Genomic DNA, 13,297 nt, shown 5'->3' on the forward strand with positions numbered 1-13,297 from the left:
GCACACCCCCATGCAGTGGACCAACACCGCGACCCGTTTCGGGGCGCTCGCCAAATTCTTCCACTGGACGAGTGCCGCCGCATTCATCGGCGCCTACGTCGTCGTCTATTACGTCATCTGGTTCATGGACGACACGTCGGACGCATCCCTGCCCGTGCTCAACATCCATTGGGTGCTGGGCCTGATCGTGGGCTTCCTGGTGCTGCCGCGGCTGCTCTGGCGGCTGCTGGACGTGCAGCCCGAGGACCCGCCCGGCGCACCCCTGGAGCACGCCCTGGCCCATGCCGCGCACTGGGGCCTCTACGGCCTGCTGGTCGCCATGCCGCTCACGGGCTACATCGGCACCGGGGCGCCCACGGATTTCGGGCTGTTCACGGTGACGGGGTTCAACGAGACCGCACTCTTCGCCTGGATCAGCCGCACCTTCCAGGTGGGCTGGGAGGCGTTTGAGGCGCCGGTCGATGCCGTCCACCACTTCCTGGGCCAGTTCGTGGCCTGGGTCGTGGTGCTGTTGCACGTGGGGGCGGCGCTCTTCCACCACCGCGTGCGGCGCGACGACGTGCTCACCCGCATGCTGCCGGGCCGGCGCTAGGGACCTCTGCCCTATGGTTTTCCGCTTACGCATTGCTGACAAATCAAGTGACCGAGCGCCACCCGGGGTGAATGGATTACAAATATTCACGTTTCCTCCCGGGTTCGGTATAACGGCGTGACTTTCTGTGGAGGAGAGCGCTTTGGTTTTCAAGCAATGGGCAGCGGTCGCGCTGCTGGCGTGCACCGCGGGTGCCCACGCCTACGAGCCCCAGGCCGGCACCTGGGTCGTGTCGTCGGAAGTGGATGGCAAACCGGGGCGCGGCCTGTCGGTGGACGTGCAGAACGGCACGCTCGCCCTGCAGATGTATGCCTACGAGAACAGTGGCCAGCCCACGTTCTACCTCGCCGTGGGCACCGTGGCGGACAACAGGGTCACTGCGCGCCTGAACCGCTACACCGGCGGCCGCTATTTCGGCAGCCCGGCGCAGTCGGGCACCGAGGCCGGCAGCCCCGGCAACGTGACCATCCGCTTCACCAGCGGGACGACCGGTTTCATCACCTTCCCGAACGAGCCGGAAAAGCCCATCTCCCGCTTCAACTTCGGCTATCCGCAGAAGCCTTCCAGCCTGGCGGGCATCTGGACCTTCACCTCGGTGGGCTCCGAAGGGACCCGCGCCGATGCCGCCTTGCTGGACACGCCGCTTTCGGGCACCAGCAACGGCAATGGCCTGCTGGCGAGCAGCGACGGCCTGTTCGGCTGCGAGCACCAGGTGTCCGGCACCCTGGCGGGCAGCGTGCTGTGCGTGCGCGTCAACAGCAGCGGCACGCTGCAGCGCGTCTATGTGATGAACTACAGCATCCACGACGGCGAGGGCTACTCGCAAGGGGCGAGCAGCAACACCCAGCAGTTCCTGGTCGCACGCCGCGTCGCCACGGCCAAGGGCGACGGCACGGGCATCGCCCTGAAGTCGGCCGGCTCCGCGGAAGGCGCTGTGCCTCCCGCATCCCTGCAGGTTGCCCTGCGCTCCCACCTGGAAGCCGTGGCCCTGCAGGCCCCCGCGCCCTGAGGCGGCGAGGCCTGGCCGTGTCGCGTCGCCGCGGGCACGCGCCGGCAGGCATGGCGCTCGCGGCCGCCAGGCCGCAGAATCCGGTCAGGCCGCCGTGCGCGGCGGGCCTTCCGGAAACGCCATGCCCCCTTCATCCATCGATCCGCCGCTCCCGCCGCAGGGCGCCCTGGCGCGCCTGTTCGCGGAAGCCGCACTGCAGCGGCAGGGCATGCTGCTCGGCACCGACCGTGGCGGTGATGCAGCCCCCTCGGCCCCGGCCCCGCCGCAGGCTCCCGGCGCTGCCACGCCGCCCCCACCGTCCACTGAGCGCGTGAGCGTGTCGCCCGAGGCCCGCGCACGCGCGGATGCCGCGCTGGGCCCGGGTCCGGGCGCGGCTGCGCGCGGCGGGGCAGTGGTGCCGGGCACCACAGGCCAGGGTTCGCCGGGGGCAGGCCGCCCTCCGGCCGGGCTGCCTGGCCTGGCCGTGCCTGCGCCGGCCGCGGGCATGGCCCCGGTGGACGGCCCGGGCGAGGCCTGGCCTACCGGCGGGGTCGGCGGCCCCATGCGTTCCCTGCTGGGCATGCTGGTGCACGGCATGTCGGAGGCTGGCGGCCCGGCCCTGCGCGTGGTGTCGGCCCAGCCCTGGACGGCGGACATGGCGCGGGCGCTGCGGGCCGCTGTGTCGGCCCAGGGCGGCCCGGCCGCACTGCAGACCTGGCGGGTGGGGCAGGGCAGCGTGCAGGCGGAGGACGGCGAGCGGGGTTTCGCCTTCACGCTCCAGGTGCCATCGGCCTGGGCGGCGCGCGGTGCGGCCGCTGGAGCGTCCGCGGGCATGGCGGCATCCGCAGGCGCGCAGGCCCTGGCCATCCCGTTTCCCGGGCGGCAGGCGCGGCTGGAGCCGGGCGTGTTCGCACTGGTGCTGCAGCCGGCCCGGGACGACGCGGGTGCGCCGGGCAGGACGAGCGCGCTCCTGTCCCTGGAATTCCAGCCGCCGCCCCAGCAGGGCCTGTACGGGCGCGAGTGGATGCAGCCCGCCCTGCGTGCCGATCCCTGGCTGCAGATGGCGGCGCTGCAGGCCAGCGGCTGGCGCCGCGAGGACGAGGAGGCCGAGGCCGCCGCGCGCCGGGGCGCGGTGCCGCCCTGCGACCAGCCGGGCTGCCCCTACGAAGGCCGGGCGCCCTGCGAGCAGCCCTTCTGCCTGGCGCTGCGGGTGCAGGCTCCCCGCTACCCGGCCTGAGCGGCCACGCTCCAGCGGGCGGCACGGTGCCGGGCCCGGTGGCGCGTGGCCATGCCGTGAAAAAAGCCGCCAGGCCCGGGTAGGGCGCTGGCGGCTTCTTCCTGCCGTGCACGCTCGGTGGGCGCGCGGGGCAGGAGGTCCGTCGGTGTTGCCGATGTCAGTGCATCAGGGATACAGGCCGCGCATTTCGCGGGCGTGCAGGATGCGCTGGCAGGCCACGATGAAGGTGGCGGTGCGCAGCGTCACCTTGTGCTCCTGCGCCACGTGCCAGATGCCGGCGAAGGCCTCCTGCATGATGCGCACGAGGCGGGCGTTGATCTCGTCCTCGCTCCAGAAGAAGCTGGAGAAGTCCTGCACCCACTCGAAGTAGCTCACGGTCACGCCGCCGGCGTTGGCGATCACGTCGGGCAGCACCAGCACGCCCTTGTCGGCCAGGATGTCGTCGGCCTCGGTGGTGGTCGGGCCGTTGGCGCCCTCGATCACCAGCTTGGCCTTGATCTGGCCGGCGTTCTCCTTGGTGATCTGGTTTTCCAGCGCGGCGGGGATGAGGATCTCACATTCAACGCCCCAGAAGTCTTCCTTCGCCATCGCCTCGGCGCCGGCGAAGCCGCCCACGCCGCCGGTCTGCTTGACGTGCGCCAGCAGGGCGGGCACGTCCAGGCCGTTCTTGTTCAGGATGGTGCCCGTGTGGTCCTGCACGGCCACGACCTTGGCGCCCGCTTCGGCGAAGAGCTTGCCGGCGATGCCGCCCACGTTGCCGAAGCCCTGCACGGCCACGCGTGCGCCCTCGATGGGCAGGCCGGTGAGCTTGGCGGCTTCAACGCCCACGGTGTACACGCCGCGGCCGGTGGCTTCCACGCGGCCCAGCGAGCCGCCCAGATCGACGGGCTTGCCGGTGACCACGCCGGTGGCGGTGGCGCCCACGTTCATCGAGTACGTGTCCATCATCCAGGCCATGACCTGGCCGTTGGTGTTCACGTCGGGTGCGGGGATGTCCTTGGAGGGGCCGATGAGCAGGCCGATCTCGCTGGTGTAGCGGCGCGTCAGGCGCTCGAGCTCGCCGCGCGAGAGCTTCTTGGGATCGACGCGGATGCCGCCCTTGGCACCGCCGTAGGGCACGTTCACGGCGGCGTTCTTCACCGACATCCAGGCCGACAGGGCCATCACTTCGGACAGGGTCACATCCTGGTGGAAGCGCACGCCGCCCTTGCCGGGGCCGCGGCTCAGGTTGTGCTGCACGCGGTAGCCCTCGTAGTGGGCGATGGTGCCGTTGTCCAGTTCGATGGGCACGTCCACGACCAGGATGCGCTTGGGACGCTTCAGGGTTTCCACCCAGCGCGCCAGGTTGCCGAGGTACGGCGTGACGCGGTCCACCTGCTGCAGGTAGTTGCCCCAGGGGCCGAGGTGGTCGGCCTGGAGGTAGGAAGGCACGGGATGTTGGACGAGGGTGCCGGCGGAGTTCGACATGCGGATGTTTCCCTTGGGTGTAGGAGGTAGGGTCAGGCAAGCGACTGTATGCCTCGCCCCACGGGCTGTCCAAGGCCTGAGTGTTTCCGGGTTATGCGGCAGATGCATAACCGGGGTCCGCACCCCCGTGCCATCACGGCTGCACGAAGCTCTTGAGCCAATCCAGGGTGGGGTTGAGTTCCCAGCCGTTGTTGCCGTAGAGGTAGCCGGAGTCCACCAGCAGGCCGGTGCACTGGGTGCCGTAGTAGCCGCCATAGCCCATGAAGCAATGGTCGGCATACCCATCCTGCACTTCGCTGTCCTTGACGATGTACCAGCCGCTGCCGTTCCTCCCGCCGCAGGACTGCGCGCCGGGGCAGGCAAGGCCGGTCACCAGCGTGGCCGAGTCGCGGGCGATGCTCTCGTTGCCGCCGACGAACATGTCGCGCTCGCCATTGATGATGCGCAACCGGTCGCCGGGCAGCGAGTGGTTGCCGTTGGCGATGCAGCTGCCGAGGTTGTAGTAGGGGGTATAGGTCGCGCCGGTGCCCTGGCCGAAGGAAGCCACGACCCGGCTGTCATAGTCGTGCGCAAGCACCGAAATGATGGAGCCCTGGCTCAGGCCGCCGGTCACCACGCCCTTGGAACAATCCGCCTTGCCGCGCGAACAGACCTGGGCGATGGCGCTCTGGAGATTCCGGGCATCGAAGATGGCCCTTGCCCGGCTGCCGATGACGCTGCAGTCGCCGAAGCTGGTGTTGTCGTACTGGACGGACGCGGCCACGAAACCCTTGGCGGCCGCAGTGTTCACCGCGGCGAGAGACCAGTTGCTCTGGTAGGGCTCGCCGGTGCCGCCGATGTGGATGTACACCGGGTACCTGCCTGCGGCGGCGGGCTCCCGGCCGCTGATGCCATAGGTGGTGCCATAGCTGCTGTAGGACATGCTGAAACCGGTGGTGTCCGCCGCCGAAGCGGGGCCGCCGGTCGAGCCTGCGATGAGCAGGCCCAGCCATGGCAGGAACGAGCGGAACAGGGTCTTGCGTGCACGACGTTGCATGGTGGGTACCTCCGGTGGTGCCGATGTGGTTGGACAAATGGCGTGTGCCGTATGGATGAGCAACCTATGAAAATACTCAATACAAACGCATCGGTGTGATTATTTTTGTTTATGCAAATATTTGCGTCCGGTTCTGCCTTGCCTGGCCGTTCCCGCCGCGGCCTGCCTGGCGGCCGAATCATTCGATCTTGAAATGGGCCAGCGCCGGATCGCCCTCGGGATAGCGCAGGTCGAGCTTGCGCAGCACCTCCCGCAGCACGGTGGCGATCATCAGGTTGCGGTGGGTCTTGGAGTCGGCAGGCACGATGGTCCACGGCGCCCAGGGCGTGTGCGTGGCGGCCAGCAGCGTGGCGTAGGCGCGCTGGTAGTCGTCCCACTGCTTGCGGGCCGCGATGTCGCCCATCTCGAACTTCCAGTGCTTGGCCGGATCGTCCAGCCGGGCCTGCAGGCGTTCGCGCTGCTCGTCCTTGCTGATGTGCAGCATGAACTTGACGATCACCGTGCCGGTCTCGGCCAGCATGCGCTCGAAGTCGTTGATGTGCGCCAGGCGCTGGGCGTGCTGCTCGGGCGTGATCCAGCCCTGCACCACGGGCACCAGCACGTCCTCGTAGTGGCTGCGGTTGAAGACCACGGTCTCGCCCGCCGCCGGCACCTGGGCATGGATGCGCCAGAGGTAATCGTGCGCGCGCTCGGCCTCGGTGGGGGCTTTCCAGCCCACGGCGCGCACGCCCAGGGCGCTCATGCGGCCGAACACGCCGCGGACGGTGCCGTCCTTGCCGGAGGTGTCGGTGCCCTGCAGCAGCACCAGCAGCTTGTAGCGCCGGTCGGCGTAGAACAGGTTCTGCAGCCCGTCCAGCTCCTCGGCCAGGGCTTCCACGGCGGCCTTGTCCATGGCTTTCTCGCCCGAGGAAAACGGCTTGGCGCCGGGGTCGAAGCGTTCCAGGGGCAGGGGATCGGGCAGGCCCTTGCGGAGGGCCGGGAGGCTGGCGAACTCCTTCGGTTGCCAGCCGGCCCATTGGCGGGCCAGGGCGGGGTCGATGCGGGAGAAGGGCGGGGAAAATTCCATCGGTGGGTGTCTCCTGGGCGATGGACCACTGTACCCGGCCCCCTGCGTGCCCTGCCGTGGGAGAAACGCGCTACCGCCGGGCCGCGCGCCTCTATTGCGCAGCTGCCACGTGCACCTCCGGCCTTCGGCCATCGTTCCAGCGCCCGCCGAGCGCACGCTCGACCTGCGCTGCCAACTGCAGCAGCAGGCCGTCGTGGCCCTGCCGGGCCTGTGCGTGGATGCCGAAGGGCAGGCCGTGGTCCTGCGCGCCCATGGGCAGGGAGATGGCCGGAATGCCGCAGAGGTTGGACAACGGCGTATAGGCGAAGAACTGCCAGAGGTTGTCGAACCAGTCCAGCACGTCGGGGTTGCTGCTGGTGGTGAGGTATTCGGTGGTGCCCACGGGCGGCGTGGGCCGCGCGGTGATGGGGGTGAGCATGATGTCCCACTCCTCGAAGAAGGCGCCGAAGCCGCGCGCCGTGGTGTTGAACACGGTCTGCATGCGGTGGCGCTCGGCATAGGGCAGGCCGCGGCCCGCCTCCCAGATGCGGATGTTGATGGGCTCGATCAGGCCGGCGGGCGGGCGCTCCAGGCCGCGCCGCTCCAGCAGGCCGTTGATGACCTGGGCGAAGTTGCTGATGTAGCAGGTGGTCTGGGCACGGAAGGCGGCGCGCAGGTCCACCTGCGGCAGCGCCCACTCCACCTGGTGGCCCAGGCCTTCGAGGAAGCGGCCGGCCTTCTCCAGCTCGGCCACGATGGCGGGCGTGGCGCGGTAGTCGCCCCATTCGTGCGAGAGGGCGATGCGCAGCCGTGCCGGGTCGCGCCGGATCAGTTCGGTGTAGGGCTCGGGCGCGGTCCAGTAGGGCATGAACTCGCCCGGCGCGCCGCCCCGGCAGGCATCGACGAAGGCGGCGGTGTCGCGCACCGTGCGGCTGTGGCAGCCCTGGGTGGAGACGTAGCCCGTGATGTCCGAGGCATGGGGCGCGATGGAGAACACGCCGCGCGAGGGCTTGAGGCCGACGTTGCCGTTGAAGCCCGCGGGGATGCGGATGGAGCCGCCCCCGTCGGTGGCGTGCGACATCGGCACCACGCCCGCCGCCACGATGGCCGCCGTGCCGGCGGACGAGCCGCAGGTGGTGTAGCCGGTGTTCCAGGGGTTGCGCGTGACATAGACGGCCGGGTTCTCCGCCGAGCTGCACACGCCGAACTCCGGCGTGGTGGTGCGGCCCATGAGGTTCAGGCCCGCGCGGCGCATCTGCTGCACGAGCCAGGCGTCTTCGGTGGGGCGGTGGCCGCGCATGAAGAGCGAACCCTGCTCCTGCAGCCGGCCCGCCATGGTGGGGCCCAGGTCCTTCATGAAGAAGGGCACGCCGGCCAGCGGGCCGCCGGGCTGCATGCCGGCCTGCTGCGGGTCGGCCACCGCATCGGCGAAGACCTCGACCACCGCGCCCAGGGCGGGGTTGACCTTCGCCACGCCGGCCGCCGCCTGGGCGGCCAGTTCGGCGGGGGCCACCTCGCCCCGGCGCACCAGTCCGGCCAGCCCTACCGCGTCCTGCGCGGCCCATTCGTCCCAACCCATCGCCAAGCCCATGTGCCAGCCTTCCGTTCGCGTTGTACGGCGGCAAGGTTACCGCGCATCGCGCGCGGCCCCGCTGGGGCTCAGAACTTGACCTGCACCCCCGCCACCACCTGCCGTCCCATGCCCGGGATGACGGCGATCGCGTTCCACGAGGCGGCGGCGTAGTGCTTGTCGAACAGGTTGTGGATGTCCAGCGTGAGCCGGGTGCGTTGGTCGATCTGCCAGTAGCCCGTGAGGCGCGCCGTGGTGTAGGCAGGCAGCCGGTAGGTATCGGTGGCGGTACCGGTGCGCTCGCCCACGTGCACGAGGCCGGCGCCCACGCCGTAGCGGCCGCCGGAGGCCAGGCGGTCTTCGCGGATGGCGAACAGGCCGGCGCTCACGCGCGGAATGCCCAGCAGGCGCTTGCCCACCAGGGCGGGATTGTTGTCGCGCAGCACCTCGGTGTCGGTGAAGGCGGCATTGGCCGTCAGGCGCCAGTGCGCATCCAGCCGGCCCGCCAGATCGGCTTCGAGGCCGCGGCTGCGCACCTCGCCCGCTGCCACGCTGAAGTTCCCGTTGTTCGGGTCGCGCGTGAGCACGTTGGTCTTGCGGATGTCGAACACCGCCATCGAGGCGTTCAGGCGCTGGTCGGCCGATTGCCACTTCGCGCCGGCTTCCCAGGCCTTGCCCTCCTGCGGATCGAAGGAATTGCCCGCGGCGTCGGTGCCGGCATTGGGGCGGAACGAGCGGCCGTAGGAGACATAGACCGAGCTGTCCGGCGTCACCATGTAGCTCAGGCCCACGCGCGGCGTGGCGGACGAGTGCTGCTGGTTCTGGCGCGTGTTCGCCATCCAGTTGACGAAATCCTCGTGGAAGCGGTCGAAGCGCAGGCCGGCCATCAGCTTCCAGCGTGGGGTCAGGTCGATCTGGTCCTGCAGGAACAGGCCGGTGGCGCGCAGGCGGTCGTCCTGCAGGTAGCCTTGCACCAGCGGGCCGCGCGGCACGTTGCCGTAGGTGGGGTTGTAGATGTCGATCGGGTATTTCTGGGCGGAATAGCGGATATCCTGCCCCATGTAGAGGCGCCACGATTCCAGGCCGGCCAGCACGGTGTGGCGCAGGCTGCCGGTGCTGAACCTGCCTTCCAGCTCGGCCTGCACCGACACGTCGCGCGACGGCAGGGTGCGCCAGCTGTCCGTGCGCGACAGCGTGCGCCCGTCGGCGCCCAGCAGGCCGATCTGGCCCGTGCCGAAATCCACGGCATTGCCGTAGAGCTCGGTTTCGCGGTAGGTGCCGCCGACGCGCGCGCGCCAGCCGCCGCCCAGGTCGTGGTCCAGGGTGAGCTGGTGCGTGTCGCCGTTGACGTGCAGGTTGCCGCGGTCGGGCTCCTGCAGGAAGCGGTCGGCGGGCAGGGCCAGGGCGTTGCCGTTCACCTGCACGACACCGCGGTCCAGCGGCGTGCGGATGCGGATGATTTCCGCCTCGTACTGCAGCACGGTGTCGGCGCCCGGCGTCCAGGCGAAGGCGGGGGCGACCACGTACTTGCGGTTGTCCACGAGGCCCGTCCGGCTGGCGCCGTCCTCGGCCGCCACGTTCAGCCGGTAGGCCAGGTTCTGCGTGAGCGGGCCGGTCAGGTCCAGCGTGGCGCGGCGCATGCCCAGCGTGCCGATCTGCAGGCCGGCGGTGCGCGCGGCGGTGAACTGCGGCTTCTTGGTGACCACGTTGAGCGTGCCGCCGGGCTCGCTGCTGCCGTAGAGCGCGGCGGCCGGTCCTTTCAGGAATTCCACCCGCTCGATGGTGGCCGCGTCGCGCTGCGGACCGTAGCCGCGGCCGGAGGCGAAGCCGTTCAGCAGCGAGCCGCCTTCGGTGTTGCTGAAGCCGCGGATCGCGTAGTTGTCCCAGGTGCCGCCGAAGTCGTTCATGCGGGTGACGCCGCTCACGAAGTCCACCGTGTCGGCCAGTCGCGTGGCGCCCAGGTCCTCGATCAGCTGGCGCGGCACCACGCGCACGGCCTGCGGGGTCTCGATCAGGGGCGTATCGGTGCGCGTGGCCGCGGTCTGGCGCTGCGCGCCCTGGTAGCCGGAGCCGTCGGTGGCATCCTGCACGCGCACTTCCTGCAGCGTGGCGGTGGGGGCCGCCGGGGCCGTGGCGGCCTCCTGCGCATGGGCCACGTGCGGGGCGGACAGTGTGGCGGCCAGCGCCAGCATGGCCTGCGCCAGCGGGGCGCGGCTGGGCATGGCAGGGCGCGATGGGGCCGCGGCCACGGCGGCCGGGATGGAAGGCGACGGGAGGGCAGGCATATGCAGCAGGCCGGAGGAGGCTCCGGCGCGGGAGAAGACGCGAAAAGGACAGGGAACGGATCAGCGCGCAACGGTGCGCAACTCGGCCGTGAAGGCGCCGAACTGTAACACCAGGTTGAGAACCAATCTCATTCGCTGTCGCATTGCCGCGACGCTGCCGCAGGGCTGCACACCCGGGCCATCGGACTTACTTGAGGGGGTTTTCGGGTTCCTTGCCAGTCAGCGCCTTGTCCTTGCGGCAGACCGACAAAGGCTGGGTGCGTGACGAGAAGATGTGCGTCACTTCCTGCGTATCGGCGCGGGCGCTCAGCTTCAGGCAGGCGCAGCCGTAGCCTGCGCTGCCGGTGCCGGTCGCCACCCAGCGCGACTTGGGGAACGTCGGCCAGTCGCCTTCGGCCTGGTGGCCTCCCTGCATGCCGATGGTCCATTCCCCGTCCTTGTCCACCAGGGTCGCGTTGCCGGGCGTCGGGTTGTCGAACCAGCCGCAGCGCGTGGTCGTGTCGGGCGGCATCGCGGCGGCCGCGAACTGGCTGGCGCCCAGCCACAGCAGGGCATGGAGGACGCGGGCCGTCATCGGGCCGCGCAGGGTCTTCGGGGCAGTGCAGCGTGTCATGGCTTGGGGGTGGCGGGTGTGGTGATGGCGTTCGGCCGGGCCTTCAGCAGGACCGCCTCGAATTTCCGGGCGATCTTGGCGATGTCTTCGGCGTGGTCGCTTCCGTTGACCATTTTCCGGGCCGACACGTAATCGGTCGCGTCCCCCGAGAAGTAGAGCGAGAACTTGCGCCCGTTCGCGAAGATGCCGCCCGTGCGCATGCCGTAGGACATCAGTGCATAGGCGGTCTCGGGCGTCTTGACCTGCTCCGGGTCCGTCAGCAACCCCAGCCCGCGGCCGAGCGCGACGCCTGCCTTGGCGTAGTTGGACCACCAGGTCAGCTGCACGTAGCCGCGCCCGTAATAGGCCTGCTCGATGCCGTCGTCGGCGTCGTAGGACTTGGTGGCGGCGCCGCCATCCTTGGTGCCCATCTTGGCGCCCTTGGTGAGCGGGGAGATGTCCCCGGCCGCCGTGACCGAGAACTGGTCGCCGTCCTGCTCGGTGATGCGTGCCCCGCCATCGGGCAGCAGCTTGACCTTGACGGGCTCGTGGTACTGCCGTCCCTTGCCGTGGCCGATCTCGGCCACGGGGGCCATGGTCATCAGCCACTTCTTCTGCTTGAGGACGACGGGCTGCCCGTGCTTGTCCACCAGCGGCTGCCCCTTCTTGTTCGTCGCCACCTTGGTGACGGTGACCGGCGACGTGGTCTCCCACATCACGGTCGCGAGCATGTAGGCGGCCTGTCGCACGTCGTTGATGGCCGTGTCGCGCTCGATCATGCCCAGCAGGGACAGCATGTCGGGAATGGCTGCGGCGTTGTACCTGCCGCTGGTGCCGAACTGCTGGGTGAATTGTTCCTGGAAAACGACCCGGTCATAGGGGCCGGTGTGCTGGTAATTGATTTTCTGCGGCGCAGGCATGGACCCATCCGTGGAATGGAAACGCGCCAGTCTAGGACGCTCGTCCGTGGCTTTGTTTTGCCGGATGTAATTTCTGCAAGCCTGTATCACCTCCGCCGCCGCGGCCTGCGGGAGCCTGGGCGGACTGCCGCAGCCGCTCCACGAAGCGCCGTGCGCCCAGCCCCTGCGGCCGCTCCCTGGACCACACCACGTCCACCCACAACTCCACGCCGTTACTGAGGTTGTCGAACGGCATTTCCACGAGCGTGCCGGCCTGGATGCGGGGCTCCACCAGTTCGCGCGGCTGCCAGCCCCAGCCCAGGCCGGCCTCGATGAGGCTGAGCGCGGCCAGGTGGTTGTCGGTGCGCCAGTGGTGGCGCGCGAACACGAAGCGCGGGTCGGTCTGCGCGAGATCGCGCCCGGCCACGACGATCTGGCGCGTGGTGGTCAGGTGGACCTCGCTCAGCGGCGCGCCCGCGGCGGCCTGCATCACGGGATGCTGCGGCGCGATGACGGCCACCAGCGTCTCGCTGCCCACTTCCTGGAAGCCTTCGCGCCCGTCCAGGCTGGACCGCTCGAACACCAGCGCCAGCTGGGCGCGGCCCGCATGCAGCAGCGCCATGGCGTCGGCCTGCGGGGCGGCCAGCACTTCCGCCTGCAGCTGGGGGTACTCGGCAGTGAGCGCGGCCAGCGCCTCGGTCCAGGGGCCGGCCAGCAATTCGGGCGCGATGGCGATTGTCAGGCGCTCTTCCAGCCCCTGGGTGAGCGCGAGGGCCTGCGCGTTGAGCTGGCGCAGCTGCGCGCCCAGCAGCCGGGCCTGCGGCTCCAGCGCGCGGGCGGCGGGGGTGGGACGGGGCTCGCGCCCGCTGCGGTCGAAGAGCTGCACGTTGAGCTCGGCCTCCAGGTGGGCGATGGTCATGCTCACGGCCGAGGGCACGCGGGAAAGCGCCCGGGCGGCGGCCGAGAACGAGCCGTGGTCCAGCACGGCGAGAAAGACCTGCACGCTGTCGGAAGAAAAGGCCATGGATCCGATGTATCAGAAAAACTGAAAGAAGCTGACTTTATATATCAGCGTTGCGCACATAAAGTACACCCATGCTGTCCACTCCGTCTTCGCCCGTTTCCCGTCCATCCGGCCTGCAGGGCCCCGTGCGCCGCGTGGTGTACGTCACGCTCTACGAACTCATCGCCATCGCCTTCGCCACGTTCGGGATGATGTGGGCGACCGGCCAGGGCGCGGGCCATTCGGGCGCCGTCGCCGCGATCGCCTCGGGCATCGCCATCGTGTGGAACGTGGTGTTCAACTGGGCGTTCGAGCGCTGGGAATCGCGCCAGGCCGTGCGCGGGCGCAGCACCGCGCGGCGGGTGGCGCACGCGATCGGCTTCGAGGGCGGCCTGGCGATGGTGCTCGTGCCCGTGCTGGCCTGGTGGTTCGGCATCGGCCTGTGGGAGGCCTTCGTGATGGACATGGGTCTGCTGCTGTTCTTCCTGGGCTACACCTTCGTCTTCAACTGGGTGTTCGACCGCGTGTTCGGCCTGCCGGCCTCGGCGCAGGGCTGATGGGCTGCGCCCTCAGCAAGCCCCAG

General features: G+C 69.9%; 12 protein-coding genes. 4 read left to right on the forward strand and 8 right to left on the reverse strand.

All coding sequences use genetic code 11. The features are described 5' to 3' along the window. The first annotated feature begins 10 nt into the window (after positions 1-10). The 3 genes from ACAV_RS01080 (at position 11) to ACAV_RS01090 (ending at position 2,817) form a co-directional block, all read left to right on the forward strand. Positions 11-592 carry a cytochrome b gene (locus tag ACAV_RS01080; RefSeq protein ID WP_013592734.1) on the forward strand — a complete coding sequence of 194 codons (582 nt, stop codon included), beginning with the start codon at positions 11-13 and terminating at the stop codon, positions 590-592. 142 nt (positions 593-734) lie between these two features. Beyond that, positions 735-1,601, forward strand: coding sequence for a hypothetical protein (locus tag ACAV_RS01085; RefSeq protein ID WP_013592735.1), 867 nt, complete (start codon positions 735-737; stop codon positions 1,599-1,601). 121 nt (positions 1,602-1,722) lie between these two features. After that, positions 1,723-2,817, forward strand: a complete 1,095-nt coding sequence (locus ACAV_RS01090) for a hypothetical protein (RefSeq protein ID WP_013592736.1) — start codon at positions 1,723-1,725, stop codon at positions 2,815-2,817. Between the two features lie 165 nt (positions 2,818-2,982). Here the strand turns inward: ACAV_RS01090 and ACAV_RS01095 are convergent, their stop codons facing one another. The 8 genes from ACAV_RS01095 to ACAV_RS01130 all read right to left on the reverse strand — a co-directional run bounded on the left by ACAV_RS01095 (position 2,983) and on the right by ACAV_RS01130 (position 12,735). Continuing rightward, the gene (locus ACAV_RS01095) at positions 2,983-4,284 is read right to left on the reverse strand and encodes a Glu/Leu/Phe/Val family dehydrogenase (RefSeq protein ID WP_013592737.1); all 1,302 of its coding nucleotides are present in this window, start codon (positions 4,282-4,284) and stop codon (positions 2,983-2,985) included. Positions 4,285-4,417: 133 nt separating this feature from the next. Continuing rightward, positions 4,418-5,320 (reverse strand): hypothetical protein, encoded by a 903-nt coding sequence (locus ACAV_RS01100; protein WP_013592738.1) that lies wholly within the window; start codon positions 5,318-5,320, stop codon positions 4,418-4,420. Between the two features lie 178 nt (positions 5,321-5,498). Then, a complete protein-coding gene (locus tag ACAV_RS01105) occupies positions 5,499-6,386 on the reverse strand; it encodes a PPK2 family polyphosphate kinase (RefSeq protein ID WP_013592739.1) in 888 nt (295 codons plus the stop codon). Positions 6,387-6,477: 91 nt separating this feature from the next. Next, positions 6,478-7,956 carry an amidase gene (locus ACAV_RS01110; RefSeq protein ID WP_013592740.1) on the reverse strand — a complete coding sequence of 493 codons (1,479 nt, stop codon included), beginning with the start codon at positions 7,954-7,956 and terminating at the stop codon, positions 6,478-6,480. Positions 7,957-8,024: 68 nt separating this feature from the next. Further along, complete coding sequence (locus ACAV_RS01115) at positions 8,025-10,157, reverse strand: TonB-dependent siderophore receptor (protein WP_013592741.1); 2,133 nt, start codon at positions 10,155-10,157, stop codon at positions 8,025-8,027. Between the two features lie 250 nt (positions 10,158-10,407). Beyond that, the gene (locus tag ACAV_RS01120; protein WP_013592742.1) at positions 10,408-10,833 is read right to left on the reverse strand and encodes a DUF4087 domain-containing protein; all 426 of its coding nucleotides are present in this window, start codon (positions 10,831-10,833) and stop codon (positions 10,408-10,410) included. After that, the gene (locus tag ACAV_RS01125; RefSeq protein WP_013592743.1) at positions 10,830-11,732 is read right to left on the reverse strand and encodes a glycoside hydrolase; all 903 of its coding nucleotides are present in this window, start codon (positions 11,730-11,732) and stop codon (positions 10,830-10,832) included. Before ACAV_RS01125 ends, ACAV_RS01120 begins: the two co-directional genes overlap by 4 nt. Positions 11,733-11,763: 31 nt before the next feature. Continuing rightward, positions 11,764-12,735: a LysR family transcriptional regulator gene (locus ACAV_RS01130; protein ID WP_013592744.1), complete on the reverse strand. Its 972-nt coding sequence runs from the start codon at positions 12,733-12,735 to the stop codon at positions 11,764-11,766. Positions 12,736-12,806: 71 nt separating this feature from the next. On the opposite strand from ACAV_RS01130, the gene ACAV_RS01135 reads away from it, so the two are divergent. Next, entirely contained in the window at positions 12,807-13,271 is a 465-nt protein-coding gene (locus tag ACAV_RS01135; protein WP_041828485.1) for a PACE efflux transporter, read from the forward strand. Positions 13,272-13,297 lie beyond the last annotated feature (26 nt).

The sequence above is a fragment of the Paracidovorax avenae ATCC 19860 genome (assembly GCF_000176855.2).
GTDB lineage: Bacteria > Pseudomonadota > Gammaproteobacteria > Burkholderiales > Burkholderiaceae_C > Paracidovorax > Paracidovorax avenae.

What these genes read in the sequence shown, in the direction of transcription:
- ACAV_RS01080 (WP_013592734.1), top strand. Translation starts at nt 11, where the DNA reads ATGCAGTGGACCAACACCGCGACCCGTTTCGGGGCGCTCGCCAAATTC.
- ACAV_RS01090 (WP_013592736.1), top strand. Translation starts at nt 1,723, where the DNA reads ATGCCCCCTTCATCCATCGATCCGCCGCTCCCGCCGCAGGGCGCCCTG.
- ACAV_RS01095 (WP_013592737.1), bottom strand. Translation starts at nt 4,284, where the DNA reads ATGTCGAACTCCGCCGGCACCCTCGTCCAACATCCCGTGCCTTCCTAC.
- ACAV_RS01100 (WP_013592738.1), bottom strand. Translation starts at nt 5,320, where the DNA reads ATGCAACGTCGTGCACGCAAGACCCTGTTCCGCTCGTTCCTGCCATGG.
- ACAV_RS01105 (WP_013592739.1), bottom strand. Translation starts at nt 6,386, where the DNA reads ATGGAATTTTCCCCGCCCTTCTCCCGCATCGACCCCGCCCTGGCCCGC.
- ACAV_RS01110 (WP_013592740.1), bottom strand. Translation starts at nt 7,956, where the DNA reads ATGGGCTTGGCGATGGGTTGGGACGAATGGGCCGCGCAGGACGCGGTA.
- ACAV_RS01115 (WP_013592741.1), bottom strand. Translation starts at nt 10,157, where the DNA reads ATGCCCAGCCGCGCCCCGCTGGCGCAGGCCATGCTGGCGCTGGCCGCC.
- ACAV_RS01120 (WP_013592742.1), bottom strand. Translation starts at nt 10,833, where the DNA reads ATGACACGCTGCACTGCCCCGAAGACCCTGCGCGGCCCGATGACGGCC.
- ACAV_RS01125 (WP_013592743.1), bottom strand. Translation starts at nt 11,732, where the DNA reads ATGCCTGCGCCGCAGAAAATCAATTACCAGCACACCGGCCCCTATGAC.
- ACAV_RS01130 (WP_013592744.1), bottom strand. Translation starts at nt 12,735, where the DNA reads ATGGCCTTTTCTTCCGACAGCGTGCAGGTCTTTCTCGCCGTGCTGGAC.
- ACAV_RS01135 (WP_041828485.1), top strand. Translation starts at nt 12,807, where the DNA reads ATGCTGTCCACTCCGTCTTCGCCCGTTTCCCGTCCATCCGGCCTGCAG.